This is a genomic window from Ignicoccus hospitalis KIN4/I (assembly GCF_000017945.1).
Taxonomy (GTDB): domain Archaea; phylum Thermoproteota; class Thermoprotei_A; order Sulfolobales; family Ignicoccaceae; genus Ignicoccus; species Ignicoccus hospitalis.
On record NC_009776.1, the window covers coordinates 845512 to 868275 of the forward strand.

A 22764-nucleotide genomic window follows, 5' to 3' on the forward strand; every position below is an offset into this window, starting at 1 on the left:
GGAGTGAGAAGGTTACGGTGACAAAAAAGCTCTCGTTTGGTTTTACTTATTGCTACCTTTTTTACTTAGCGGCGGCCCTGGCGGCCTCCCAGAGCCGTAGCAAGGTCTTCATGTGCTCTATGTCCTTAGTGAGCTGGTACCAGCCCCTCTTGAAGGTCGTCCAGTCTTGACCGTTCATGGCGGTGCCGTACCTTATGCTGTTGCTGTAGAACAGCCAGCTCTCCACCCACAGCTTCTCAATGTATTCGTCGAAGAGCGTGACGGGCTTGGCCAAGTCTACGTGTGCCAGGCCGCTCTGCCACGCCTTCAGCAGCAGCACGGTAGTCTTTAGGGTGGCCTTGTTGGTCTCCTCTATCTGGGTGTCCAGCAGCCTCATCCTGTACTCCGCGTACTCGGTGTTGTGACACGCGGAGCATATCTTCACCATCTGCTCCCTCCTCTTGGCCATCTCCTCCTCGCTTATCAGGCCGGGGCTGCCGTCCGGCAGAGTGGCGTAGAGGAACTTACCGGTCTTGATGTCGGGGGCTAAGCTTATCGGCATGGGTAGCTTCACGCCGACTAATGCCTTAGCTATGGTGAGGCCTTGCTTCGCCAAGGCTTCAGCGGTGCTCTCCGGCATGGCTTCTACGCTGAGCTTGAAGTGCTGGCCGGTCCTAGGCATCGGGTGGGCGTATATCAGGCCGAACAGCCTCACCCACAGCCTGGTGTCCACGTTGTGGGTCCTCTCCGCTATCACTTCACCGGTCACCGGGTTGACTAGCAGGCTCATGTGACACGTGGCACAAGTGGGCGCGGTGAAGTCGGCTCCCGGCTTCCATGCCGGCGCCTTCATGTTGTACTTCTTGTGGTGCATGAACCATATGTTGCCGTGCTTGCTCTCCTTCCACACGTTGAACGCCGGCACGTCGGGGTCTAGGTGGCACTGCCCACAAGTGTAGGGGCTCCTAGCTATCTCTATGTCGAAGCTGTGCCTCGGGTGGCAAGCGGTACAAGCGCCCAGGCTGCCGTCGGGGTTCACCCTACCGACGCCGTGGTTGGGGTAGCCCTCGTACTTCACCAAGGTGACCGGTATGCCGTGAGATATGGTGTCAACGGTACCTACGACCTTGACCACGGTGCCGTGGCATGCTAGACAGCTGGTCTCTTGGCTGGTCCTCTCGCCACCGAAGGTCTTGCCCATACAAGTGAACATGGTGCTGGCGTTAACTAGAGCTCTGTATATGGGGTTATGCATCAAGTTGTAGTAGGCCCAAGCCTTGCTGCTCTTGGAGTACTGCTCTACTTCGGTCCTGTGGCAGACAGCACAGTCGTTGGGGGTCACTATGGGGTGTATCTTGAAGCCGAAGTGGTCTATGGTGTCAGGGTGCTTCTCGGGGTTGAGGCCGTGGCACTCGTAGCAGCCGACCACCACGTTCCTCAAGTTGGCCGGTATCTCGTCCAGCGGGGTGCTCACTTCCCTCTCCAGAGCTGGCTTCTGCCAAGCTTCAGCCGGGGTCACGTGGGCCATCTTGCTCTTGAGCCAGTCGGCCACTATGCCCGGAGTGACGCTTATGTGACAGCTGAGACACGTCTTGGTCTGCGGGCTAACGTTCTTCAGTTTGGCGACGGCCTCTTGGAGGTTCACAGTGTTAGCCATTTCGTCGTGAGCCATCATGTGTCCCATAGGCATGGCGAGGAGCGCGGTCGCCAGTAGGAGAGCCAGCAGCGCGCCCCTCATGGTCACTCTCCTCGGTTGGGAGGACTTTCAGGGCGTTAAAAAATGTCTTCCATATAGGGCATGGCTCGGGGCGAAGTTTGCTGGTTGCTCAGCCATTAAACCACTTTAAATTGAGGTGTGCAGTTTCCGAGTCCAGGTTACGTGAATACACCTACCGCACTCGCAGAACTTAGCCGCGGAGGGCTCGAAGTCCGGCGACTCGTCTACCCTTTCGAAGCCCTCCCCTTCGAACAAGTTCGTCCCGGCGCCCAAGACTTTGCCTACGTACGTTATTTCCAAGGTATTCACATATTTCAGCAAGCTCCAGTTAAGCCTTCCGCCCCCTTCAACTAAGACCTTCCTCACCCCCTTAGAGCCCAGCTCTTCCAGCGCCCTCCCCCAGTCCACCTCGGGCCCCTTTCCGGCGACGAGCACCTCGACGCCCAACGACTTAAAGTACTTGTACTTCCACTCGTTATTCCTTATACCTTCGACAGTTGTAACGACCAAGCTGGTCCACGGCCACTCCCGGAACAGCCTTAGGTCGTGTGGGACCGAGAGCCTCCCGTCCACTACCCCCCTCAAGGGTTGACGTTTGCACGGCACCCTCTTCACGAAAAGTCCGGGGTCGTCCGTCTTAGCAGTGTTCGCTCCAACCAAGACCAAGTCGGACCAGCAGCGCCACTTGTGGAGGAGCCTTAGGTCGTTTTCACAAGAGAGTTTGGAGTCTCCGGACTTGGTGGCTATTCTGCCGTCCAAACTGGCGGTGGAAAATATGACGACTTCTATCACACAAAACCCCTTTCTAACGTCGCTCTAAGGGGTAAGAATATCCGTGATCTTCTTGGGGGGAATTAACGGAACCGGGAAGACGTCTTCGTGCTTAGCTTTGGAGAAGCGAGGCCTCAAGTGTTCTAAGGTCCCTCAACTGTGTTACGGAGGCGAAAACCCGATAGCGTTTGAGATATACGCGCTTAACAACACGATGTTCCACGCGAGGGGCGACGCGGTAGACGAGTCGCCTTTGACCCATCAACTCTATTTAGCTGCTATAGCCGAGAACATAGGCATAGCTTCCGAGGGGGACGAGACGCTAAGGCGCGTGGAAGAGGGCATATTCATGACGGTACGGAAGCTGAAAGACGAAGGTCACAAGTTCGTCTGGCTGACGGCGGACCCGGCGGTCATTCAAGCTCGTCTGGCTAGGTCGGGAACTTGTAGGTACCGACCTTTCATAGAGCAGATGAGCTTCTTACTCGGCACCTTAAAGTTCCTAGAGAATAAGGCAATTAAAGAGTGGAGAGAGGAGGGTGTCGTGGACCTAGTCGTGGACACCTCTTCGAAAACCCCCGAGGAAGTTGCGGAGGAGGTGGCGAGGCTCCTTGAGGGTTAGGGTGGAGGCCGAAGTCAGGCCCACAGAGGACCCGAACAAGGTCTTGAAGGCCCTTAGGAACTTGTTTAACATGGAGTTCAAGTTGGTCGAGAGGGGCAGAGGGTGGGCCAGCTGGGTCGGCGAGAGTGAGGACCTAACTTCCCTCCTCCCCCTCAAGAGGGCCATCCAAGCGAAGGCCGTGGACGAGACGTTTTACAAGTACTTGAAGAGGCTGAGCAAAGGCACACAGAACTTGTTAATTTTTAAGCTAAATAAACAAGCCGCTTATGCCGGAACGCCCTCTTTAGCGGAAGAGGATGTCGAGTCCCCCTTAGGGGCTATAACGGTTGAAGTGGAAGCCGAGGACGTGAAGAAAGTAATAGCTTGGTTGACGGGGAAGGAAGGTGAAGTCAGCGGACGTGACGAGGATTCGTCTGTGCGACAAAACGGTTAGGGAGTTCAACCCGGTACATAAGTATAATCCGAGGAAGGGCCCCCGCGTAGCGCTCTTCTACCCGGCCCCCTATTCTGTGGCCTCCCAAAGCTTGGGCTTCCAGCTGCTCTACGCGTACTTCGTCAGCTACGGGGTGAGGGTTGAGAGGTTCACTTACGACTCTTGCGGGACGAGCCTGGAGTCCGGCAAGACTTTAAAAGAGTTCGACGTAGTAGTGGTCTCATCGTCCTTCGAGCTGGACTACCCCTACTTATCTGAGTATTTGAGGAAGTACGGCCGCGAGGGACAAAGAGTAATAGCCGGAGGTATCGCGCCTACGTCCAATCCCATACCGATATTAGACGTGGTGACCAACGTGGTGCTCGCTGACGTAGAAATTGCTGTGCCCAGTGTTGTAGACGCGCTATTCAGCGGGGATTGGGAAAGCTTCGAGTCCTTAGAGTTCGTGGTCTCTGGGGAGGACGACGAGGGCAAGAGGGCTTACGCGAACGTCGCTGAGGAGCCGCTGCTATCGACCCAGTTCGTACCCTTGGACTTCGACCCTCCGTGGGGCAAGGGGTTCCTCGTGGAGGTGACCAGAGGCTGCCCTTGGAAGTGCCGCTTCTGCCTAGAGGGTTGGGTCACCAAGCCCTTCCGCCAGAGGGACGTGGAGCAAGTCAAGAGGGCCCTAGCTAACGTCCGTAGGCCGTTCGAGAAGGTAATAACCATCTCTCTGAGCTTAGGTAATTATGAGTCAGTAGACGAGTACTTGGACTCATTGATCGAACTTAAGAGAAAGAGGAAGGTGCAAGGCTCAGTGCCCAGCCTAAGGTTGGAGACAGTTACGGAGGAGTTGCTCGAGAAAGTTAAGGGTTTGGGTCAGAGGACCGTAACGGTCGCGCCGGAGACCTTCGACCCGTTGAAGGCCCGCGTGCTGGGCAAGGGCTATGCTCCAGAATTCTTTAAAGAGAAAGTAAGCATAATCAATAAACTCAACTTAAAGCTAAAAGTATACATGATGGTTGTTCCCGGGGAGCCTGCGAGGGTTACGGAGGGCGACGCGGAGGTCTTGAAGGAACTGGCGCCGGGCTCCCACGTCTCGGTGAACCCCTTAGTACCCAAGCCTTGGACCCCCCTTCAAGGGGCCCCCATTCCCGGAGAGAGGGAGGAGAGGGCTTTGTCCGTCTTCGCGGAGAAGTTGAGATACGTCGACTTGTACCCGGTCAAGTGGGCCCGCTTGCAAGCCGCGCTCGGCCTAGCGAGGAGGCCTTTGGGCAAGCACTTAGCTCCCACCTCCGACCCAGAAGGACTGATAAGGGAACTGAACGAAAGGGGACTGATTTCCTTGAAAGAGTTAGAAAGCTGGAGGACCGATTGGGACGAACCTTGGTTGAGGTTCAGGGTGGGAGACTTGAAGGAAATAAAGAGGCTCGGCGAGGACAGCTACGAGGCTTGGAAGGAGCTGATCAGCTCGTGAAGACCGGGGAGCCCTCGTCCACCGAGGAGCCCTTCTTCAGCATCTCGTGTAGGTCCTTCTCCGGGTCGCCGACGAGCCTCAAATCGAACTCTTTCACCAACTTCTCTAGCACGTTGGGCGTGAAGAACTTCGGGAGGACAGGGCCTATGTAGATACCTCTTATGCCTAAGTACAGCAAGGAGTACAGGATTGCGACGGCCTTCTGTTCCATCCAGCTTAGGACAATGCTTACGGGCAAGTTGTTAAGGTCCTTTCCAAGCCTCTTCGCCAGCTCGGAAGCGATGACCAGTATCGAATATACGTTGTTGCATTGGCCGAAGTCCATGAACCGGGGTATGCCCTCTATAGTGCCGTAGTTCCTATTGTTATAGTGGAACTTGGCACACGCGGCGCTCAGTATTATGGAGTCCTTAGGCACGAGCTCGGTAAACCTCTTGTAGTAGCTCATCTTGGGGTTCGGCAAGTCACAGCCGCCCACCACGAAGACGTGCCTTATCTTACCCTCGTTGATCAAATCTATCACCTTGTCCAGCAACGGTAGTACGTTCGTGTGGTGGAAGCCCGTAACGAGCTTACCTCCCTCCTTCTTCTCCAGCCTCGGGGTCTCTAGGGCTCTCTTTATGGCGGGCGTGAAGTCCCCTTCTAGGTGGGGCACCCCCTCGAGCCCGGCTATGTCGGTAGTGAAAATCCTGTTCGCGTAGGCGGGGGTAGGCTGTTGGACGCAGTTGCTCGTGCCTATTATGACCCCGGGGAACTGGGCGAACTCCCTCTTCTGGTAGACCCAGCTGCCTCCCCAGTTACCGTAGAGGCTGGGGAAGGCCTTCAGCTTGGGGTACGAGTGAGCCGGGAGCATTTCTGAGTGGGTGTAGACCTTTATCTCGTCTTCCAAACCCATTTCCCTTATCTGTTTCAAAAGCTCGTACAGCGGCTTGTAGCTGTGACCCGTGACCAATATGCCGTGACCCTCCTCGGTCCCCGTAGGGACCTCCACCACTTGGGGCGCTCCGAAGGTCTCAACGTACGCTTTGTCCAACAGCTCCATAGTCTTTATGTGTATCCTTCCGGCTTCCAATATCATTTTGATGAAGTTTTCCTTGCTGAAGTCTACGTTAGTCAGAGTTTTGTACAGAGCTGAGGCCAAGAAGTAACTTATCTCGGGGTCGTCGTAGCCCAAGGAGCGCGCGTGATAATAATATGCGGAGATCCCCTTGAGGCCGTATATGAGGGCCTCTTGGAGGGACTGCAGGTCGGCGTCCTTACCGCACACGCCGTAGGAGGTGCACCCCCTAGGGGGCAAGCTCATGGCGCATTGGTCACAGAGCATGGGAACGGTCTCGACCTTTGACACGTGCGAACCCCTCGGGAAGGGTAGAAACGCCTTCTTGCTTAGAACGTTTTGATCGAACGCGTTACCGTCTTCACTCCCCTTCCCTCTCGCATAAACCCCCAACGGACGTACTCTAACAATAGCTAACTGTTCAGTACTCTAACGCCCCTCCCTTGTCGGCGCTCAAGGCCATCTTCGCGTACCTCCTAAGTATTCCCCTCCTCAAGGGCTTCACCTTCGGCTTCCAGCGAGCCCTCCTCTCCTCTAGCTCCTTCTCGTCCACCAGCAAGTCTAACCTCCTCTTCTCGATATCTATCACTATCTCGTCGCCGTCTTGAACGAGCGCTATGGGCCCTCCGGCGGCGGCCTCGGGGGAGACGTGGCCTATCGCTGGCCCCCTAGTGGCCCCCGAGAAGCGGCCGTCCGTCACCAGCGCTACCTTATCGCCCAAGCCGAGCGCCATAACTGCTGCAGTGGCCGTCAACATCTCGCGCATCCCGGGCCCCCCTCTCGGGCCCTCGTACCTGATCACTATTACGGTCCCGGGCTCTATCTCGCCCCCTCTGATGGCCTTTACCGCGTCCTCCTCTCTGTCAAAGACCCTCGCCACGCCCTTGAACTTCCAGAGCTCCCTCTTCACGGCTGAAGCCTTAACCACGGCTCCGTTAGGGGCCAAGGAGCCCTTGAGTATGGCAAGGCCTCCGAAGGGACTGTAGGGGTTATCCAAAGGCCTTATTACTTCTCTATCCAAGACTGCCGCGTCCTTAACGTTCTCCCAGACGGTCTTGCCGGTCACGGTCAAGGCGTCCTTGTGAATGAGACCGGCCTCCCCGAGCTCTTTTAGTACTGCCGGAATCCCCCCGGCTCTGTCCAAGTCCACTACGAAGTGTCTCCCGGAAGGCGATATGGAAGCTATGTGGGGCACCTTGCGGGATATTTCGTCGAACACTTCGAGGGGTAAGTCTATTCCGAGCTCGTACGCTAACGCTTCCAAGTGTAGCACGGAGTTGGTAGAGCCGCCCAACGCCATGTCCACGGCTATAGCGTTCTCTAATGCCTTCCTTGTCAGTATTTTGTCGGGAGTCAGTCCCTCTTCCACCATTTTTACTATTCTCATACCGGTAAGCTTGGCGTACCAGAGCCTCCTCGCCTCCACTGCTGGTACCGTGGACGCGCCCGGCAACATCAACCCCATGGCTTCCGAGAGCATATTCATCGTGTTTGCCGTGAAGAGGCCCGCGCAGCTGCCCGGGCCGGGGAGCGCGCTCTCCTCTAACTTCCTTAGTTCTTCCGTTCTTCCCTCCTTAATGAGGACGTTCATCCTCTCCATGAGGTCCTTGAAGTCTATCCGTTCCTTGCCGTATACGCCGGGCATCATGGGGCCGCCGTTGATCAGAATTACCGGGACCTCCAGCCTGGCCGCGGCCAACAAGAAGCCCGGAGTTATCTTGTCGCAGTTGGTCACCATAACTACGGCGTCCAGCCTGTGAGCTTCCACCATTATTTCGACAGTGTCTGCTATGACCTCCCTAGAAGGCAGCGAATACCTCATCCCCTCGTGACCCATTGCGATCCCGTCGCATACGGCGATGGTGCCGAACTCCAGCGGAGTGCCCCCTGCCATCCTTATCCCGGCCTTTACCGCCTCCGCTACCTTGTCCAAGTGGACGTGGCCGGGGACTATTTCGTTCCAAGAGTTCGCCACTCCTATTAGAGGCCTCCTCAGCTCTTCGTCAATTAGCCCAGAGGCCCTCCACAGAGCCCTATGAGGGGCGTACTCCGGCCTCAAGAAGACGTCGCTTCTCTTCAACTTCCGGGACCACTTCCACTCCCACGCGGAAGCTAAAACTCGTTCGTAGCGCGCTTAATGTCAAAAACCCAGCTGCGTTTTCCACACCGGGTAGCGACTTGAAGAGGACCGCGTTTTGGATTGTAATAGCAGCAATTGCCGCCTTGTTCGCGGCCCAACTCGATAGGGTGTTGGTATACAGCGAGACTGCCATGCTCCCGAAAGATGCGGAGTCCTACAAGGTGAAGGAAGTTGTTAATACATACTTTAAAGATATGGCCAATAACACGCTACTGTTCGCAATATTCGAGACTAACGTAACCGACGAGAGGGCGTGGAACTGGTACTGGACATTAAAGAACGAGACAAAACTGAACATGACCAGCATCTACGACATCTGGAAGACATCTGAAAAGGGGTTGAAGAAGCTGTACGACGCGTCAAAGAACTTCAAGAACATGTACGAAGGCTTGGGCGAGGGTTTAGCTAACCTCTGGGCGGCCGTAGACGTGATCCACTACATAATGGTGATCAATGGGCTATATAGCTTGGATAAGGAGGAAGCAGTCTCGACCTTCCAAGCGCTGGTTTATGGGACCCCGCTGGAGAATATGACTGACGTGGCCGAGCTCTTGTACGACGCTGTGGCCTCCAGCGGGAAGGACCCCACCTCCGTGGACGAGGTCTTCACCCTGACCGTAGCTTATCGAAAGCTCAAGTCGGGTTTGGAGTCGGAATACGCCAAGGCGTACCTAGACTGTTTATACAAGGGCTTGATCGGCGAGGTTAAGGGAAAGAAGTACTGGTTGGACTATCCGATGGACTTCGAAAGCATAAAGAACAAAATAATGGATGACATAAAGTCGGTAGAACCCAAGTCGGTTAGGTGCTTCTCGAATTGGTTCGCAGCGAAGGTTGGGCTCCCCGGGGACATCGTAGAAGAGGTGGTGGTTTCGGCCTACGAAGGCAAAGAGGTAAACCTCAGAGGTCTGGCCTTGAAGCTCATATTGGAAAAGGAAGGAGACATAATAAAGACTCTGTTCCTCTCTAAGGACTGGAAGGCCACGATAATAAGGCTGCCTACGAACGATTACGAAACTGCTAAGAGAGTAAAGGAGGAGGCAATTAAGCTTGGAAAAGGCATACTCTCCAAGGCATACTTACTGGGACCGGGGGTGCTAAGCGTCGAACTCCAAGAAGCTAACATAGAGGACGCGAGAAGGGTCCAAGAGCTTAGCCACGCCCTGGTACTAGTGGTGTTGTTCCTAATCACGAGGTCGATAGTCGCCAGCGTCATACCGTTCTTGGTCGTAGGGATCGGAATAATAGTGGGTATGGCGTTAGCGTACTTCGTCGGGCTGGCCTTCCCTATATATCACATAGCGAAGACCTTGATGATAACTACGGGATTGGGGCTAGGTATGGACTATAGCATATTCATATTGGCCAGGTTTAAGGAGGAGGCGACCAAGGGCCTCTCGCCCAAGGAAGCGGCGGCAGTGGCTGCCAAGCGCGCCGGCCACGCGGTCGGGGTGTCGGCCCTCGCGGCCTCCTTGGGCTTCGCCTCCCTCGCGCTCTCCGGGACTTTGATGCTTGACAGCATGGGCTTAACCATACCTCTGGTGGTCCTCGCCACCGCGGCCACTGCGATGACCCTCCTTCCCGAAGTCCTCTCCAAGATCGGAGAGAAGAGCTGGTTCTGGTGGCCGGGGAGGCTGACGGTCAGGGAAGAGAGGCCCTTCGAAGGGAGGCCTAGGACATCTGTCTTGGTAGCGGTGTTCGTGCTAGCCATCATACTTACAGCGTACTCATTAGTATTTTACATCAATTACAAGGGCACTAGCGATACCACGCTCTTCTTGCCCGAGGGCACGGAGGCCTACGAGGCGCTGCTAGAGTTCGCCCAGCGCTTCCCTCCCGGGGCTTGGGGGCCCGTTTACCTCGTCTCGCTTAACTGCGACTGCCACAACGTCCTAGAGAGCTTGAAGCACAACCCCGCCGTGGCTACAGTAATCATGCCCGAGGACGTGCCGAGCTTGAAGAAGGACGGTATCAACCTAATAATGGTAATACCGAACTCCCAGCCCTTCAGTGAAGAGGCAATGAAGTTAGTCGAAGAAATTAGGCATATTCGCGAGGATAAGTGTTGCTTAGTAGGAGGCACCCCCGCGGAGCTGCTCGACACCAAAGTATTGGTGACTAAGTCGTTCTGGAGTAAGGTGGCCCCCTTCGCGATAACGGCTACCATGCTAGTGCTGTTAGTAAGCACGCGAAGGCTCCCTCCGGTGGTCAGCGCGGCCTTCAGCTTGGTAGCCGCCATATCTTGGGCCGTGACGCTGTCCCACTACCTCTCCTTGTACGCGTGGGGGTCCCCGCTCTACTGGATAACGCCGCTGATAGCGTTCGTGGCCACCCTGGGCATAGGGACAGATTACAACGTCTTCTATATAAGCAGGGTGCTCGAAGAATTAGAGAAGAACGTGAAGAACGCCGTGTGGGCCCCAGTAAAGAGCGCGGCGCCGGTAATACTGGGGCTCGCGAGCATAATGGCCTCCGCTTACTTGGGCATGCTCGTGGCGCGCTCGGTGGCGTTGAGGCAGATGGGCCTCGCCTTGGGCTTCTCCGCGCTCTTCGCCGCGATCAACGCTACGTTGCTAAATCCAGTAACCTTGAGCATTATAGTATTGATAGCAAGCATCTTGAAGAAGCGATAGCCCACACTTTTATAGAACCGTTTCTTGCCACACCGGGGAACTCCTTGGTAGAGATCAGGGAAGTGAAGGAGCTGCCGAAGCGCGAGGAAGTTAGGGTGGGATTCCACACCCACATAAAGGGCCTCGGACTCGACGAAAAAGGGAAGGCCAAGAAGGTGGCCGACGGCCTCGTAGGCCAAGAGGAGGCCAGGGAGGCCCTCGGAGTGGTCGCACAGATGGTAAAAGAGGGTAAGATGGCGGGCAAGGGAGTATTAATAGTTGGCCCTCCGGGGACGGGCAAGACTGCGCTCGCGGTCGGCCTGGCCAAGGAGTTGGGCGAAGACACTCCCTTCGTAGCTATGGGCGGTTCCGAAATAATGGGGAGCCAGAGGAAGGGAGAACTGCTCATGCAAGCGATGAGGAGGTCTATAGGCGTCAGGGTAAAGGAGAAGAGGACCGTTTACGAGGGCGTAGTAAGGGACATAAAGTACCGCGTCAGCCGCCACCCCTTCAACCCCTACATCAAGGTGCCTAGAGAAGCAGTAATCACGCTCGAGACCACCGACGACAGGGTAACCCTAACCGTCGACGAGGACATAGCCGTCCAGTTGAGGCAACTCGGAGTGCGGAAGGGCGACATAATAGCCATAGACGCGGAGACCGGTAGGGTCTACAAGCTCGGCAGGGCGAGGGAGGAGAGCGACGTCGGCGGCATAAAGCTCGTCAGGGAAGTGAAGGTGCCGGAGGGACCGGTCAAAAAGGAGAAGGAAATAGTGTATACTCTCACCTTACACGACTTGGACACCTACTTCGCCGCCCAGCAAGCGCCGATCAGCTTGTTGGCGGGCCTGGGCCCGGAGAGCGTCACGGACGAGGTGAGGAAACAAGTCGACAAGATGGTCTCGGAGTGGGTGAAGCAAGGGAGGGCGGAGCTCGTTCCGGGCGTCTTGTTCATAGACGACGCTCACTTGCTTGACCTAGAGACCTTCAGCTTCTTGTCAAGGGCTATGGAAAAGGAACTCGCGCCGATAATCGTTCTAGCCACCAACAGAGGGAAGGCGAAGATAAGGGGCACGGACGAGGAAGCTCCCCACGGCATACCCCTCGACATGCTGGACAGGTTACTAATAATTAGGACTAGACCGTACACCAGGTCTGAGATTGAAGAGATATTGAAGATCAGGGCAGAAGAGGAAGGGGTCAAGCTTTCCAAAGAGGCTCTAGAGAAGCTTGCCGAAATGGGCGAGGCGAGGAGCTTGCGCTATGCGATAAACTTGTTGCAGCCAGCTTACACCATAGCTAAGATGAACGGAAGGGACGTGGTGGCGCCGGAGGACGTCGAGGAGGCCACGCGGAAGTTCGTCGACGTCAGAGAGAGCGTTAAGTACGTGGAGCAGTTCAAGGATAAGTTCCTCTAGCACGGTTTTACCCTCCAAACCCTTCAAATATCCCCTCTCCTACGCGCCCCGGGGGCGCTCATGGGAGCACGAAAGAAGGAAGCGCCGCGTAGAGGCTCTGCGGGGCTACGGCCTAGGAAGAGGGCAGCGAGCATAGTCCCAAGGGTGAGGAGCTGGCCCTCCATAGACGAGGTCAAGCCCCTAGCGTTCCTAGGTTACAAGGTCGGCATGACCCACGTCATCATGATAGACGACAGGGAGCACGTGGACACCGCGGGTCAAGAGATCTTCGTACCCGTGACCGTAATAGAAACCCCGCCCATGGTGGTTCTGGGCGCGAGGGTTTACGGTTACGACCCTAACAGAGGTAGGTACGCGCTCACGGAAGTTTGGAGGAACCCCAGCGACACCATAAAGGAGAAGCTGGGCGAGGAGGTCTTGAGGAAATACTTGTTGGGCATGAGCAAGCGCTTGCCGCACATGGTAGAAGAGCTGGGCCCGGGCAAGGGCTTCGAGTTCAAGGTTCCCGAAAAGGAACTCGACGTGGACCCCGAGAAGGTGGTAGGAGTAGGGCTTATCATGAGCAGCATACCCTTCCTCGCCGGAGGGGTGAGCAAGAAGGCTCCAGACATACTCGAGGTGAAGGTAGGGGGCTCGCCCGTTGAAGCCTTGGAGTACGCCAAGGGCAAGTTGGGCCAGCTAGTGGACGTGGAGGAAGTCATAGAAGCTGGAAAGTTCGTAGACGTGATAGGAGTCACCAAGGGTAAGGGCTTCCAAGGCGTCATAAAGAGGTTCGGCGTCAAGGAGCTCCCCAAGTGGCACAAGCACCGCAAGGGCTCTAGGAGGGTTGGCGCGAGGAGCTGGGGCAAGGGCACGTCCAGCTACGTGCCCCAGCCCGGCCAGATGGGCTACCACAGGAGGACCGACTACAACAAGAGGGTTCTGATGATAAGTGACGACCCCAGCAAGATAAACGTGGAAGGCGGTTGGCTCCACTACGGCTTGGTTAAGAGCAAGTACGTGGTGCTGAAGGGAAGCGTCTTCGGCCCTCCCAAGAGGCCTATAATAATGCGCCTCCCGGTCAGGCCCCCGGCTTGGGTACCTCCCGGACCCCCCAAGATCACTTACATCAGCTTAAGCTCCAAGCAAGGTAACTAAAGGGGTGGTTGGTGATGTACTCCAGCTTGTGGCTCCACGCCAGGGTGTTCGGGTATAACGACTTGAAGAGGCACGTGTGGGACTTGAACGGCAACCCGGTTGAGGAAATAGAGCTCCCGCCGGTCTTCTCCCTGCCAGTCAGGAAGGACCTAATAAGGAGGGCCTTCCTAAGTGCCTTCACCGCGAGGCTCCAGCCGAAGGGGAGGGACCCCATGGCGGGCAAGCGCACCACCGCCGAGAGCTTGGGGCCCGGACACGGCCTCGCGAGGGTGCCGAGGATTAAGGGCACCAGCAGGGCGGCGTTCGTTAACTCCGCGCGTGGCGGACACTTGGCCTTCCCGCCTAGGCCCGACAAGAAGCTTCACGAGGAGATAAACAAGAAGGAGAGGTTGATCGCGATAGCGAGCGCCCTCGCGGCGACCTCGAGGAGGGAGCTAGTGGAGGCCAGGGGACACGCGATAAGCTCCGTTAAAGAAGTTCCACTAATAGTAGTGGACGACATCGAAAACATAGAGAAGGCGAAGGACTTGAGGGAGGCATTCGTCAAGTTGGGCGTCATAGACGACGTTGAGAGAGCCTCTGAATGGAGGCAGAGGAGCACCAAGGGGAAGATGAGGGGGAGGAGGTACAAGAAGAGGGTGGGCCCCTTGATAATAGTGAGCACGGAAGAGGCGCCGGTTAGGAGGGCTGCGAGCGCCTTCCCGGGAACTGACGTGGTCGCCGTGAACTTGTTGAGCGTAAAGCACCTAGCGCCCGGAGGGGTCCCGGGTAGGTTAACAATCATAAGCAAAAAGGCCCTCGAGGAGATAGGCAAGAGGTTGACACTATGAGGGCTCCGGAGGACATCATAATAAGGCCGCTCCACACGGAAAAGGCGCTAATGTTGATGGAAAAGTACAACACTTTGACGTTCATAGTAAGGAGGGACGCGACCAAGCCAGAGATAAAGTATGCAGTCGAGAAGTTGTACAACGTTAAGGTAGAGAAGGTCAACACGTTGATAACGCCCAAGAATGAGAAGAAGGCGTACGTGAAGCTTAGCCCGGAGTACAAGGCCACTGACATAGCGTCCAGGATAGGCCTCATATAAGGTGGTTTTATGAAACGCGAGGCCGTAGCGCTCGCCTTTCTTGGAGCCATCTTACTCGTAGTCTCCTTCCTCCCAGACCCCTTCTTCCTGACCCTCTTGAGGGCCCTAGTGATGATGTTAGGTGCCTATTCTCTTTATATAGCTAAGAAAGTTTGGGAGTTGGAAAAGGGGTTTAATGAAGCAGTTAGGGTGGGAGAAAAGATAAAGAAGAAGTTGGACGAGCTACAGGTATCCTAAGCTCCTCAGCCTCTCCACGACCTCGCGCACGTCCTCCTCCTTAATTTCCACCGCGCTGGTGGCTTCTTCGACTAGGAATTTCACGAACTCCTTAACGTCCTTAAAGCCCGCCTCCTCAGCCGCTTTGACTAGCCTGGCGAGCTCCTCTTCGTTGAGTTCCACGCAGACCTTCCCCACACCTCTCACCCGAGCTTCTCCAATACGAAGTTCAATAACTTCTTTTCGCTCTCCTCCACGTCTTCCTTCTCAGTGTCCAAAACTAGGTCCGGGCTCTCCGGGGGCTCGTAGGGGTCGCTCACTCCAGTAAAGTTCTTTATTTCACCCTTTAGCGCCTTCTTGTACAACCCCTTCGGGTCCCTCCTAATGCACTCTTCCAACGAGGCCTTTACGTAGATCTCGTAGAAGGGGACCTCCTCGCTGACTATCCTCTTAACCTCCTCCCTCACGTCTCTATAAGGCGAAACGAAGGAACAGAAAACCACGACGCCGTTCCTCGCGAGCAGCCGGGCTATCCAAGCTACCCTCTTCAAATGGAGGGCCCTCTCCTCCTTCGTGAAGCCTGCGTCGGGGTTGATGGTCTTGCGGACCCAGTCGCCGTCCAGGACCTCGACCCTGTAACCCATTTCGGACAGTTTCTTCGCTACCCTCTTGGCCAAGGTAGTCTTCCCGCTGCCCGGGAGTCCCGTTAACCAGAACACCGAGCCCTTATCGAGACACTTCATCGAGTAGTTCCCTCAGCAGCCCGTAGACCTCGTGAGCTTGAATAACGCCCCTCTCCCCGGAATACCTACCTTCGGGGTCGTAGATCGCCGTAATGCCGTACCAGTCGTGAACCGCGTCGTCCGCGCCTCTGTCATCCTTGTCCATGTAGAGCTCCCCCCAGCCCACCGTACCTATGGGCTTCCAGTCGAGGTCTGCGAAGAATGCCATCAAGTCCGGAGCGTCCCCCCTAACCTCCGGGTATATCTCTGAGGGCTCGTAAACCTCGTTCTTCCAAGGCTCCCCTCGGGGCCCGGCGACGCGGGAGAGCTTCTCCTTCAGCTCCCTCACGACGTCCTCGTACTCGCTCTGGTCCACCACCCCGTACTTCTCCCTCCCCTTCAAGTTGACGAACACCCTAGAGTAGTAGCCTCCCCAAGCCCAAGCGAGCGTCTTGCCCCAGTCCACCAACTCCTCGCTGAGTTGCTCGCCCCTCTTGGGTTCTCTCTTGAACTTCAAGAAGCCCTCCCTTTCCAGCCACTCATTAATCACAAAGGTACCTTTCATAGGCTTTATGCCGTGGTCGCTCAGAAAGACTATCACTGCGTCCTTGAGCGACCCCTCCAACATCCTCGCGGCCCACTCGTCCACCCGCCGGTAGACCTCCGGTATCACGTTCAGCTCTTCGTTTTCCTCGTACTTCGGGTGGGACTTCTCGAAGTACCGCAAGAAGGCGTGGTGGGCCCTGTCTATGCCTATTTCAACGTATATGAAGAAGTCCCACTTTTTCTTAGTAACGATATACTCTACTACCTTTAGGTGGCTGTCTAACATCTTTAACAAATCTTTCTTAACCGCCTCCTTATCGAAGCTGTTGTACTTTATGTCGAAGAGCGGCTTGCCGACCCGCCTTTCCAGCTCGAGCCTCAGAGAAGGCGGGTAGGCCCAGTTCTCAGCTTGCGAAGGGGTGGTGAAGTCGGTCACCACGTAGCCGTATATCGGCTTAGGCGGGTAAGTAGGGGGGACCCCGAAGAGGGCGCTCCTAAGCCCCTTTTCGGCGGCGTAGTCCCAAACGGTCTTAGCCTTGAAGTATCTTGAATTAACTATATAGTAGTCGAACGACCCGGGCTTGCGGTGCCGAAAGCCGTAAACCCCTAACTCTCCCGGAGTCTTCCCCGTGAACATGACCATCCAAGCGGGAACTGTTATCGGGGGGTAGCAGCTCCTCATGTGCCACTTGGCAGATTCCTTTATGTAGGAGTGCAAGTTGGGGAAGAACTTATTCCCCATTTCGTAGAAATACCTCGGAGGCATCGAGTCCAAGCCCAGTACGAAGACCTTCATCGTTAAGTGCCCTCGGAGCCTGGCGACGGTCGGTTTTAATGAACGAATGGGTCCTCGAACGAGAGGACCACCTCCGCCACCTCGGGCCTCATCATGTACTCCGGAGGCCTCTTCCCCTCCATTATCATCTTCCTGAGCTTCGTCCCGCTAATTCTAATCCTGTACTCCTCCGGGTGTGGACAAATCTTCTCGTTGACCATACCTCCGCACTTCTTGCAGTAGAACGCCTCCCTGACGAAGAGGGGAGTTATGCCTAAGTCGGGGAAGTTCTTAAATATGTCCCAGGCCTCGTAGGGCCCGTAGTAGTTGCCCACTCCGGCGTGGTCCCTGCCCACTATGAAGTGGGTGGCGCCGAAGTTCTTCCTCACTATTGCGTGGTGCACGGCCTCCCTCGGGCCGGCGTACCTCATCTCCATTCGTAGCACTGAGAACGCAACTGAGTCCTTCGGGTAGTAGTGTTCTATCAAAGCCTCATACGCCTTTATTATTACCTCGTCCCTGAAGTCGCCCGGCTTCTTCCAGCCCACCAGCGGGTTCACGAAAAGGCCGTCGGTGAACGTCAACGCGGCCTTCTGGACGTACTCGTGGCCCAAGTGGGGGACGTTCCTGGTCTGAAAGGCGGCCACCCTCTTCCAGCCCTTTTGTTCGAACAGAACTCTGGTCTCCTTGGGCCACAACCTATATTTCTCGAAGGGCTCAGGTACGTCGCTTATCTGGATCAGGGGGCCCCCGAGCAAGTAGTCCTTCTTATTGAAGACCTTTCTGACCCCCGGGTGGTTCAAGTCGTCCGTCTTGAACACCTTTAACGTGTGGTAGTTCTTGTCCCAAGGGAAGATTTCCTCTACATAGAGTATGGCTATCGGCTTACCCTTGAAGAATATAGCCACTTCGTCACCCTCTCTGACACTTTTCTTGACGTTCTCGTCCACGTCTAGGATTATAGGTATGGTCCAAGGAAGGTCGTTGCTGAGCCTCATGAACTCTAACACGCTGAGGTAGTCTTCCCTCACCATGAAGCCTTCCAGGGGCGAGTAGACCCCGTGGGCGACGTTAGCGACGTCCGCGGCCAAGCCTTCATCTACTTGTACGTTTACCATTTCCTTCGCTTCTTCAACCAACCTCTCTCGGGTCTTGCCCTTCGCTACCCTCTCCACTAACTTGCCCCCGTGAGGCTTGGAGACCAAGGTCTCACCACCTCGCTCACAAGTAGCCCAAGCTCCTCAGCCTTTCTATGATCTCCTTCCTCTCTTCCTCGCTTATGTTTGCCTCCTCCACCTCCTCTTCTAACTTGGCCAAGGCCTCCCTTAGGAGGTGGATGAGGAGGGTGTTAGGGTCCTCGAAGCCGGTCTTCGCGGCTAACTCCCTTAGTCTGTTGTAAAGCGTAACTGGTACTTTCACCTCCTTCCACTCCACCCGCTTCCCCGCCCCCGATCGAACGCCCTTTAATCTGCTGATTTTGAGGCGAGGCCCGAAAGCCATGTGGGAGTGGTTCGTCGTCGGCTTGGTTTCGTCGTTGTTGGACCAGACGCTGGCCTTGGGCTTCGGCTTGACCTCTTCGCTCATACTGGTCAGCGCGCTCGGCGCCGACCCGAGGGAGGTTGTGCCGACAATATTGGCAGCCCAAGCTCTGACCTCCGTGCCGGCGTACTTGATAATACGGAAGCTTAAAGTGCCCAGTCAACTGTTCTTGTTCTTGCTAGTTACATCAGTAATGACGGTAATACTCCCTTTCGGATTGAAAGCTTTGAAGACCAAAGACGCCTTGGCGCTGTATTCGTTATCGCTGTTCTTGACAGTAGCTATAATGGTAGCTATGGATAAGGGTTTCCTAAAGCCCGACCTAAAGGCCACGTTGTTGTTATCGCTCCTAGTCTCTTTGGATAAAGTTATGGTAGGCGGAGGCTTGAGCCTAGCACTAGTTATATTACAAAAATCCATGGGCGTTAGTTTAAGCGAGGCGTTGATGTCATTACCAGTGATAAAGGCTCTACCCGTGCTCACTTCCCTCATAGGCTATTGCGGCTCCTCCCTCTGCCCGAGGCCCGCGCCGTCGTTCGCGATGGCCGCGGGCGCGGCCTTGGGGAGCTACGCGAGCAAGAAGCTCCACTCGAAAATAAGAATAAGGGACGAGTACTCGGTCCTCTTGCTCTTGATCGGAGCAGCGGTGAGCGCGCTGCGCGCGCTTTATTGAGCTTCCTCCGGGACCCCCGAGAGGGCCGGTAAGTGGAAAGGAAGTTGCTACTCCTAGTTGGGGACTCGCTGAGGGCCGACTCGTTTAAGCGTTACGTACCTAAGGCCTCGGAGTACAAGGAGCTGGTGCCGGCCTATTCCCAGACGCCCGGCGCCACCTTTTCCCTCCTCTTCGGGCGCCACCTCACCCACGTCTTCTGGCCTACGGAGCTTAACCCCATGACGGTCTTAAGGTTCGCCGGGATAGAGACTCTAAAGGACACTTCTGCCACTTTCGGAATTTTCAACTTCATTCCCACCTTGTCCAAGCTGTTGGCTGAGGAGTCCGTGGTACACGCCTTGAGGAAGGCCGGCGTTCGTACCATGGTATACAGCCAGCTCGACAGCCCCCCGCTGAGCCTTCCCCCGTTTGACGTGGAAGACTTGGCGAACACAACTAGATTGCGATTAGATTACGTAAGCAGAGCAATCCTGGCAGTCTCTTGGCGTCTGGCGACCGTAGCCACTAAGAGGTATAGAAACCTGGGCAAGATGGCATTGCTGAACACGATAATAGACGTTTTGCCTTGGAAGAAGGGCATAATATTTGAAGCTGGAAACTTCCCAGCGAGGCACCTTTACGAGGACATGGCAGAGGTCGCTATATACAAACTGAAGAAGCTCAAGGGCGATTGGTTCGTCTACTTCCACGCCTTCACTCCTCACGGCGAGTACTCTTGCGGCGAGTTCCGGCACGCCTTGGACCTCCACATGCTCACTTGGAGCTTTAACGTACACGTGGGGGAGCTGCTGAAGCTGTACCAAGTGGACTCCTTGGAGAGATTGCTTCGGTATTACCGAACGTGCGACGTCATAAGGGATGTCCTTGAGGACGAGGGCATCTTCAGAAAGCTGAGGACTGCTTACGAGGAGTGCGTAAAGCTCTTCGCGAGCTTCGTGAAGCGGCTTGAGGAGGAACTCGTCCCCGAGGGCTGGACGGTCATAGTAACTTCTGACCACCCGGAGTACTTCGGCGAGGATTGCCTCAGCGGCCACCCCCCTCTGGTCCCCCTTAGGAGGCCGCCGGAGAGGGTCCCCTTGCTCCTGCTGGGAGAGGGCAGCTTGGAAGGGGTGAGGGCTTACACTCAGATACCGGAGCTCGTGGCCGAGCACTTCTCCGTCCGGTGGGCTGCCCCATCCTCCGACGAGGTGTTAGTTACCATACCCTACTTGAGGGACAACAAGTGGAGCATTATGGTCGTGTCCACGGACGGCGACAAAACGGCTTACCACGCTGTAGACGAAAGCGGCAATGAGGTCTGGGGAGGCCCGGAAGAGTTACGAGAGGCAATCTCTCAGCACGAGCGCCGGGCCGCGGAGGAAAGGAAGAAGATAATAAACCGCCTAAAGATAAAGCTCAAGCTTCGGAGGAGACTCCTCAACAAATAACCTTCGCTTTGTACTGCGCTAACGGGTACGTCCGAGTTGTCTCAAGAGACCCTAAAGGCGGTCCTCCCCTCGCACATAGCGAAGGCAAAGGTCGTAGAAAAGCCGTGGGGAAGGGAGATATGGATAGCCAACGAGCCAGAGTACGGCGGCAAAATCCTCGAAATAAGGAAGGGGTACTCGACTAGCGTTCACTATCACAAGGTGAAGAAGGAAACGATATACGTGGACAAGGGGAAGCTCTTGGTTAGAAGCGGGGATAAGGAGTACGTGCTGGAGGAGGGCCAGGCAGTGACTATAGAGCCTTACACCGTCCACCAGCTCGTCGCCTTAGAAGACGTCCGCCTAATAGAGGTCTCCACGCAGCCCTTGGACGAGAGGGTAAGGGTGGAGGACCCTTACGCCGGGAAGAGGAAGCCGGAGGACCTCTAGGGAAAAACTTTCTACTTTATCTTTTCAGTTTTAATCTTACTGCCTTTGCCTTACCTCCTAAGCAGTTGGTCAAGCTCGGCCAGCAGCTGCTGCCTGAACGACTTGGACAGCGGCGCATAGCCCATCTTGATGGAGGCCTTTTGAAGCTCGTCGCTGAGCAAGTACTTGACGAAGTCTACTATCTGCTTCAGCTTCGGAGAGTCCCTGAAGAAGATTATGTAGGGGGTCGCCACTATGGGGTAGGAGTCCTTGCCCGGGGCCAGCACCAGCGAGTCTGCGTAGAAGTAAGGGGCGTGGAGCACGCATATCCAGCGCTTCGCGGCGCCGGCGGTGGCGGCGCTTATGGTCTCCGGAGTGGGCAGCACGAAGTTACCCTCAGCGTTCTTCAGGGCGGCGGTGGGGAGCTTCGCTTGGACTGCGTAGGCGTACTCCACGTAGCCTATGCTGTAGGACGTCTTACTGACGGTCGCGGCGACTCCTTGGTTCTTCGGGGCGCCGATGCCCCTTCCCACCTTATCAACGGGCCAGTTTATCACCAAATGGGAACCTATCTTAGCGTTCCACTCCGCCGAAGACTTGGCCAAGTACTTGGTGAAGACGGCTGTAGTGCCAGAGGCGTCGGAGCGGTGAACGGCTATTATCGGCTTGTGGGGGAGCTTCGCGGCCACCTCGGGGTCTTGGAGCGCCTTTATCCTAGGGTCGTCCCAGTACTTTATCTTACCCATGTAAATTTCCGCCAGCACTTCCCCGTCCAGCTTGAGTACCTTGTTCCCTAGCTCGGGTACGTTGTATATCACTACCACGGAGCCCGCCACTACTGGTACGTGTACAACTTGCTTCCCCTCAAAGAGAAGTGGGGCGTACCTCTCCTTCGGTATAGGCACGTCGCTCCCGGCGAAGTCGGTTAGGTGGTTCAGCAAGTTGGCTATGCCGGCCCCAGAGCCCACGCCTTGATACGTTACGTGGGCTGCCTTGTAGTAGTACGCTGCGAGGGATACGAAGGGATAGACGAAGGTCGAGCCGCTCCCGTAGAGGGAAGCGGCTATGACCGCGTGGCTCAACAAGAGCGAAGCTACTAATGCAGTCCTCATCTCTTATCCCACTTTCTCGTGGGTTAGTGAAAAATGCGTGGTTAAATAGATTTCGTTAATCACACCATCGATCTGCCTTCTCTAACGGGGATACGACCATTTTTAAACATTTCCATAGACTAACACGCTTCCAGTCATTAAATCACTCTTAGCTAAGGCCTTAGCATAGTTGCCGGAGCAGTGTATCGGGTGAACCTCTTCGGCACCCAGGGCGTAGAGAGCGTGTAGTACAGAGTCCACCTCTTTCTTGGGCTTGCTAGCTAGGTGGAAGCCCCCAATGACTGCCCTCGGGCGGAAGCCGAAGTCCTCCACGACGCTTCTGTAGAGCATGTGCACTCCGGGGTGGCTGCAGCCCACGAGCATTACTTGGCCGTACCCCTTCACGTCGACGACTAGGGCTCTCTCCCTGATACCTTCAGCCTCCAAGGTTCTGGACAAATAGAGGCCATCGTCCAGCTTGAGGGGCCCCGGCACCCTCTCGGCGGTGGGTATAGGGAAGAGCGGGTCGTCGGGAGCTATCACCTTCTTAGCCCTTATCGCTTCCGCCCCGCCGGTGTGGTCCCAGTGTCTGTGGCTGAAGATTAAGTAGTCGACTTCGAGCGGTACATTGAGTAACCTAGCGTTGTGTTTGACTGCCCTCGCATCGCTGTTGGCATCCCAGAAGGCCTTCCAAGAGGGCGTCTCGAGGTAGATGGACAGCCCCCACCTCCCGACGAAAGGAGGCCTGGCCTCATTGTCCACGACGACGTGGAGTTTGAGGTAAGGGACCATAGTTTTCGCCCGAGGTTTGGGTGGTGCCGCCGCGGGGATTTGAACCCCGGGCCACCGGGTCTCCCAAGCCTTCGGTTCTCGCGTACCGGACCTTATGGGCCCGGCGCTCTGCCCGGCTGAGCTACGGCGGCTCTCCGGAGAAC

The 22764-nt window shown here is 55.9% G+C and carries 23 protein-coding genes and 1 tRNA gene; 12 read left to right on the top strand and 12 right to left on the bottom strand.

Features of this window, described 5'->3' with window-relative positions:
- Positions 1-61 precede the first annotated feature (61 nt).
- Both IGNI_RS04910 and IGNI_RS04915 read right to left on the bottom strand, forming a co-directional pair.
- The gene (locus tag IGNI_RS04910; RefSeq protein WP_012123099.1) at positions 62-1717 is read right to left on the bottom strand and encodes a multiheme c-type cytochrome; all 1656 of its coding nucleotides are present in this window, start codon (positions 1715-1717) and stop codon (positions 62-64) included.
- A gap of 105 nt (positions 1718-1822) precedes the next feature.
- Complete coding sequence (locus tag IGNI_RS04915; protein WP_012123100.1) at positions 1823-2488, bottom strand: RibD family protein; 666 nt, start codon at positions 2486-2488, stop codon at positions 1823-1825.
- A gap of 43 nt (positions 2489-2531) precedes the next feature.
- Here IGNI_RS04915 and IGNI_RS07665 point away from each other — a divergent pair, with 43 nt between their 5' ends.
- The 3 genes from IGNI_RS07665 to IGNI_RS04930 are packed head-to-tail and all read left to right on the top strand — an operon-like array spanning position 2532 to position 4978.
- The gene (locus tag IGNI_RS07665) at positions 2532-3089 is read left to right on the top strand and encodes a nucleoside/nucleotide kinase family protein (RefSeq protein WP_012123101.1); all 558 of its coding nucleotides are present in this window, start codon (positions 2532-2534) and stop codon (positions 3087-3089) included.
- A complete protein-coding gene (locus IGNI_RS04925) occupies positions 3079-3522 on the top strand; it encodes an RNA-binding domain-containing protein (RefSeq protein WP_012123102.1) in 444 nt (147 codons plus the stop codon). The genes IGNI_RS07665 and IGNI_RS04925 overlap by 11 nt, the downstream gene beginning before the upstream one ends.
- Positions 3473-4978: a B12-binding domain-containing radical SAM protein gene (locus IGNI_RS04930; RefSeq protein WP_083756915.1), complete on the top strand. Its 1506-nt coding sequence runs from the start codon at positions 3473-3475 to the stop codon at positions 4976-4978. Before IGNI_RS04925 ends, IGNI_RS04930 begins: the two co-directional genes overlap by 50 nt.
- On the opposite strand, the gene hcp is transcribed toward IGNI_RS04930, so the two are convergent.
- Positions 4968-6302 (bottom strand): hydroxylamine reductase, encoded by a 1335-nt coding sequence (hcp, locus tag IGNI_RS04935; RefSeq protein ID WP_052570533.1) that lies wholly within the window; start codon positions 6300-6302, stop codon positions 4968-4970. The two genes, IGNI_RS04930 and hcp, sit on opposite strands and share 11 nt — an antisense overlap.
- Before the next feature lie 154 nt (positions 6303-6456).
- Positions 6457-8115, bottom strand: coding sequence for a dihydroxy-acid dehydratase (gene ilvD, locus IGNI_RS04940; RefSeq protein WP_012123105.1), 1659 nt, complete (start codon positions 8113-8115; stop codon positions 6457-6459).
- Positions 8116-8213: 98 nt separating this feature from the next.
- Here ilvD and IGNI_RS04945 point away from each other — a divergent pair, with 98 nt between their 5' ends.
- The 6 genes from IGNI_RS04945 to IGNI_RS04970 are packed head-to-tail and all read left to right on the top strand — an operon-like array spanning position 8214 to position 14669.
- The gene (locus tag IGNI_RS04945; protein ID WP_012123106.1) at positions 8214-10808 is read left to right on the top strand and encodes an MMPL family transporter; all 2595 of its coding nucleotides are present in this window, start codon (positions 8214-8216) and stop codon (positions 10806-10808) included.
- A gap of 44 nt (positions 10809-10852) precedes the next feature.
- The gene (locus tag IGNI_RS04950) at positions 10853-12205 is read left to right on the top strand and encodes a RuvB-like helicase (RefSeq protein WP_012123107.1); all 1353 of its coding nucleotides are present in this window, start codon (positions 10853-10855) and stop codon (positions 12203-12205) included.
- Positions 12206-12265: 60 nt separating this feature from the next.
- Entirely contained in the window at positions 12266-13342 is a 1077-nt protein-coding gene (locus IGNI_RS04955; RefSeq protein WP_012123108.1) for a 50S ribosomal protein L3, read from the top strand.
- A 14-nt stretch (positions 13343-13356) separates the two neighbouring features.
- A complete protein-coding gene (gene rpl4p / locus IGNI_RS04960) occupies positions 13357-14172 on the top strand; it encodes a 50S ribosomal protein L4 (protein ID WP_012123109.1) in 816 nt (271 codons plus the stop codon).
- The gene (locus tag IGNI_RS04965; protein WP_012123110.1) at positions 14169-14432 is read left to right on the top strand and encodes a 50S ribosomal protein L23; all 264 of its coding nucleotides are present in this window, start codon (positions 14169-14171) and stop codon (positions 14430-14432) included. The genes rpl4p and IGNI_RS04965 overlap by 4 nt, the downstream gene beginning before the upstream one ends.
- Positions 14433-14441: 9 nt before the next feature.
- Complete coding sequence (locus tag IGNI_RS04970; RefSeq protein ID WP_012123111.1) at positions 14442-14669, top strand: hypothetical protein; 228 nt, start codon at positions 14442-14444, stop codon at positions 14667-14669.
- Here IGNI_RS04970 and IGNI_RS04975 read toward each other — a convergent pair.
- From IGNI_RS04975 to IGNI_RS04995, 5 genes are read right to left on the bottom strand one after another with little or no spacing between them, the layout of a single operon-like run.
- A complete protein-coding gene (locus IGNI_RS04975; protein WP_052570191.1) occupies positions 14655-14846 on the bottom strand; it encodes a hypothetical protein in 192 nt (63 codons plus the stop codon). The genes IGNI_RS04970 and IGNI_RS04975 overlap by 15 nt on opposite strands.
- 5 nt (positions 14847-14851) lie before the next feature.
- The gene (gene cysC, locus IGNI_RS04980; RefSeq protein ID WP_012123112.1) at positions 14852-15391 is read right to left on the bottom strand and encodes an adenylyl-sulfate kinase; all 540 of its coding nucleotides are present in this window, start codon (positions 15389-15391) and stop codon (positions 14852-14854) included.
- Entirely contained in the window at positions 15375-16712 is a 1338-nt protein-coding gene (locus tag IGNI_RS04985) for an alkaline phosphatase family protein (RefSeq protein WP_012123113.1), read from the bottom strand. Before IGNI_RS04985 ends, cysC begins: the two co-directional genes overlap by 17 nt.
- Positions 16713-16747: 35 nt before the next feature.
- On the bottom strand, positions 16748-17896 hold the full coding sequence (sat, locus tag IGNI_RS04990; RefSeq protein WP_012123114.1) for a sulfate adenylyltransferase: 1149 nt from the start codon (positions 17894-17896) through the stop codon (positions 16748-16750).
- A 16-nt stretch (positions 17897-17912) separates the two neighbouring features.
- Positions 17913-18125 (bottom strand): hypothetical protein, encoded by a 213-nt coding sequence (locus IGNI_RS04995; RefSeq protein ID WP_012123115.1) that lies wholly within the window; start codon positions 18123-18125, stop codon positions 17913-17915.
- Between the two features lie 64 nt (positions 18126-18189).
- Here IGNI_RS04995 and IGNI_RS05000 point away from each other — a divergent pair, with 64 nt between their 5' ends.
- The 3 genes from IGNI_RS05000 to IGNI_RS05010 are packed head-to-tail and all read left to right on the top strand — an operon-like array spanning position 18190 to position 20759.
- A complete protein-coding gene (locus IGNI_RS05000) occupies positions 18190-18903 on the top strand; it encodes a hypothetical protein (RefSeq protein ID WP_012123116.1) in 714 nt (237 codons plus the stop codon).
- Positions 18904-18935: 32 nt separating this feature from the next.
- Positions 18936-20330 carry a hypothetical protein gene (locus IGNI_RS05005; protein ID WP_012123117.1) on the top strand — a complete coding sequence of 465 codons (1395 nt, stop codon included), beginning with the start codon at positions 18936-18938 and terminating at the stop codon, positions 20328-20330.
- Positions 20331-20366: 36 nt separating this feature from the next.
- The gene (locus IGNI_RS05010) at positions 20367-20759 is read left to right on the top strand and encodes a cupin domain-containing protein (RefSeq protein WP_012123118.1); all 393 of its coding nucleotides are present in this window, start codon (positions 20367-20369) and stop codon (positions 20757-20759) included.
- 50 nt (positions 20760-20809) lie between these two features.
- Here IGNI_RS05010 and pstS read toward each other — a convergent pair whose 3' ends face one another.
- The 3 genes from pstS to IGNI_RS05025 form a co-directional block, all read right to left on the bottom strand.
- The gene (gene pstS / locus IGNI_RS05015) at positions 20810-21850 is read right to left on the bottom strand and encodes a phosphate ABC transporter substrate-binding protein PstS (RefSeq protein ID WP_012123119.1); all 1041 of its coding nucleotides are present in this window, start codon (positions 21848-21850) and stop codon (positions 20810-20812) included.
- 102 nt (positions 21851-21952) lie between these two features.
- Positions 21953-22621 carry an MBL fold metallo-hydrolase gene (locus IGNI_RS05020; RefSeq protein ID WP_012123120.1) on the bottom strand — a complete coding sequence of 223 codons (669 nt, stop codon included), beginning with the start codon at positions 22619-22621 and terminating at the stop codon, positions 21953-21955.
- A gap of 21 nt (positions 22622-22642) precedes the next feature.
- A tRNA-Met gene (locus IGNI_RS05025) sits at positions 22643-22752 on the bottom strand.
- Positions 22753-22764 lie beyond the last annotated feature (12 nt).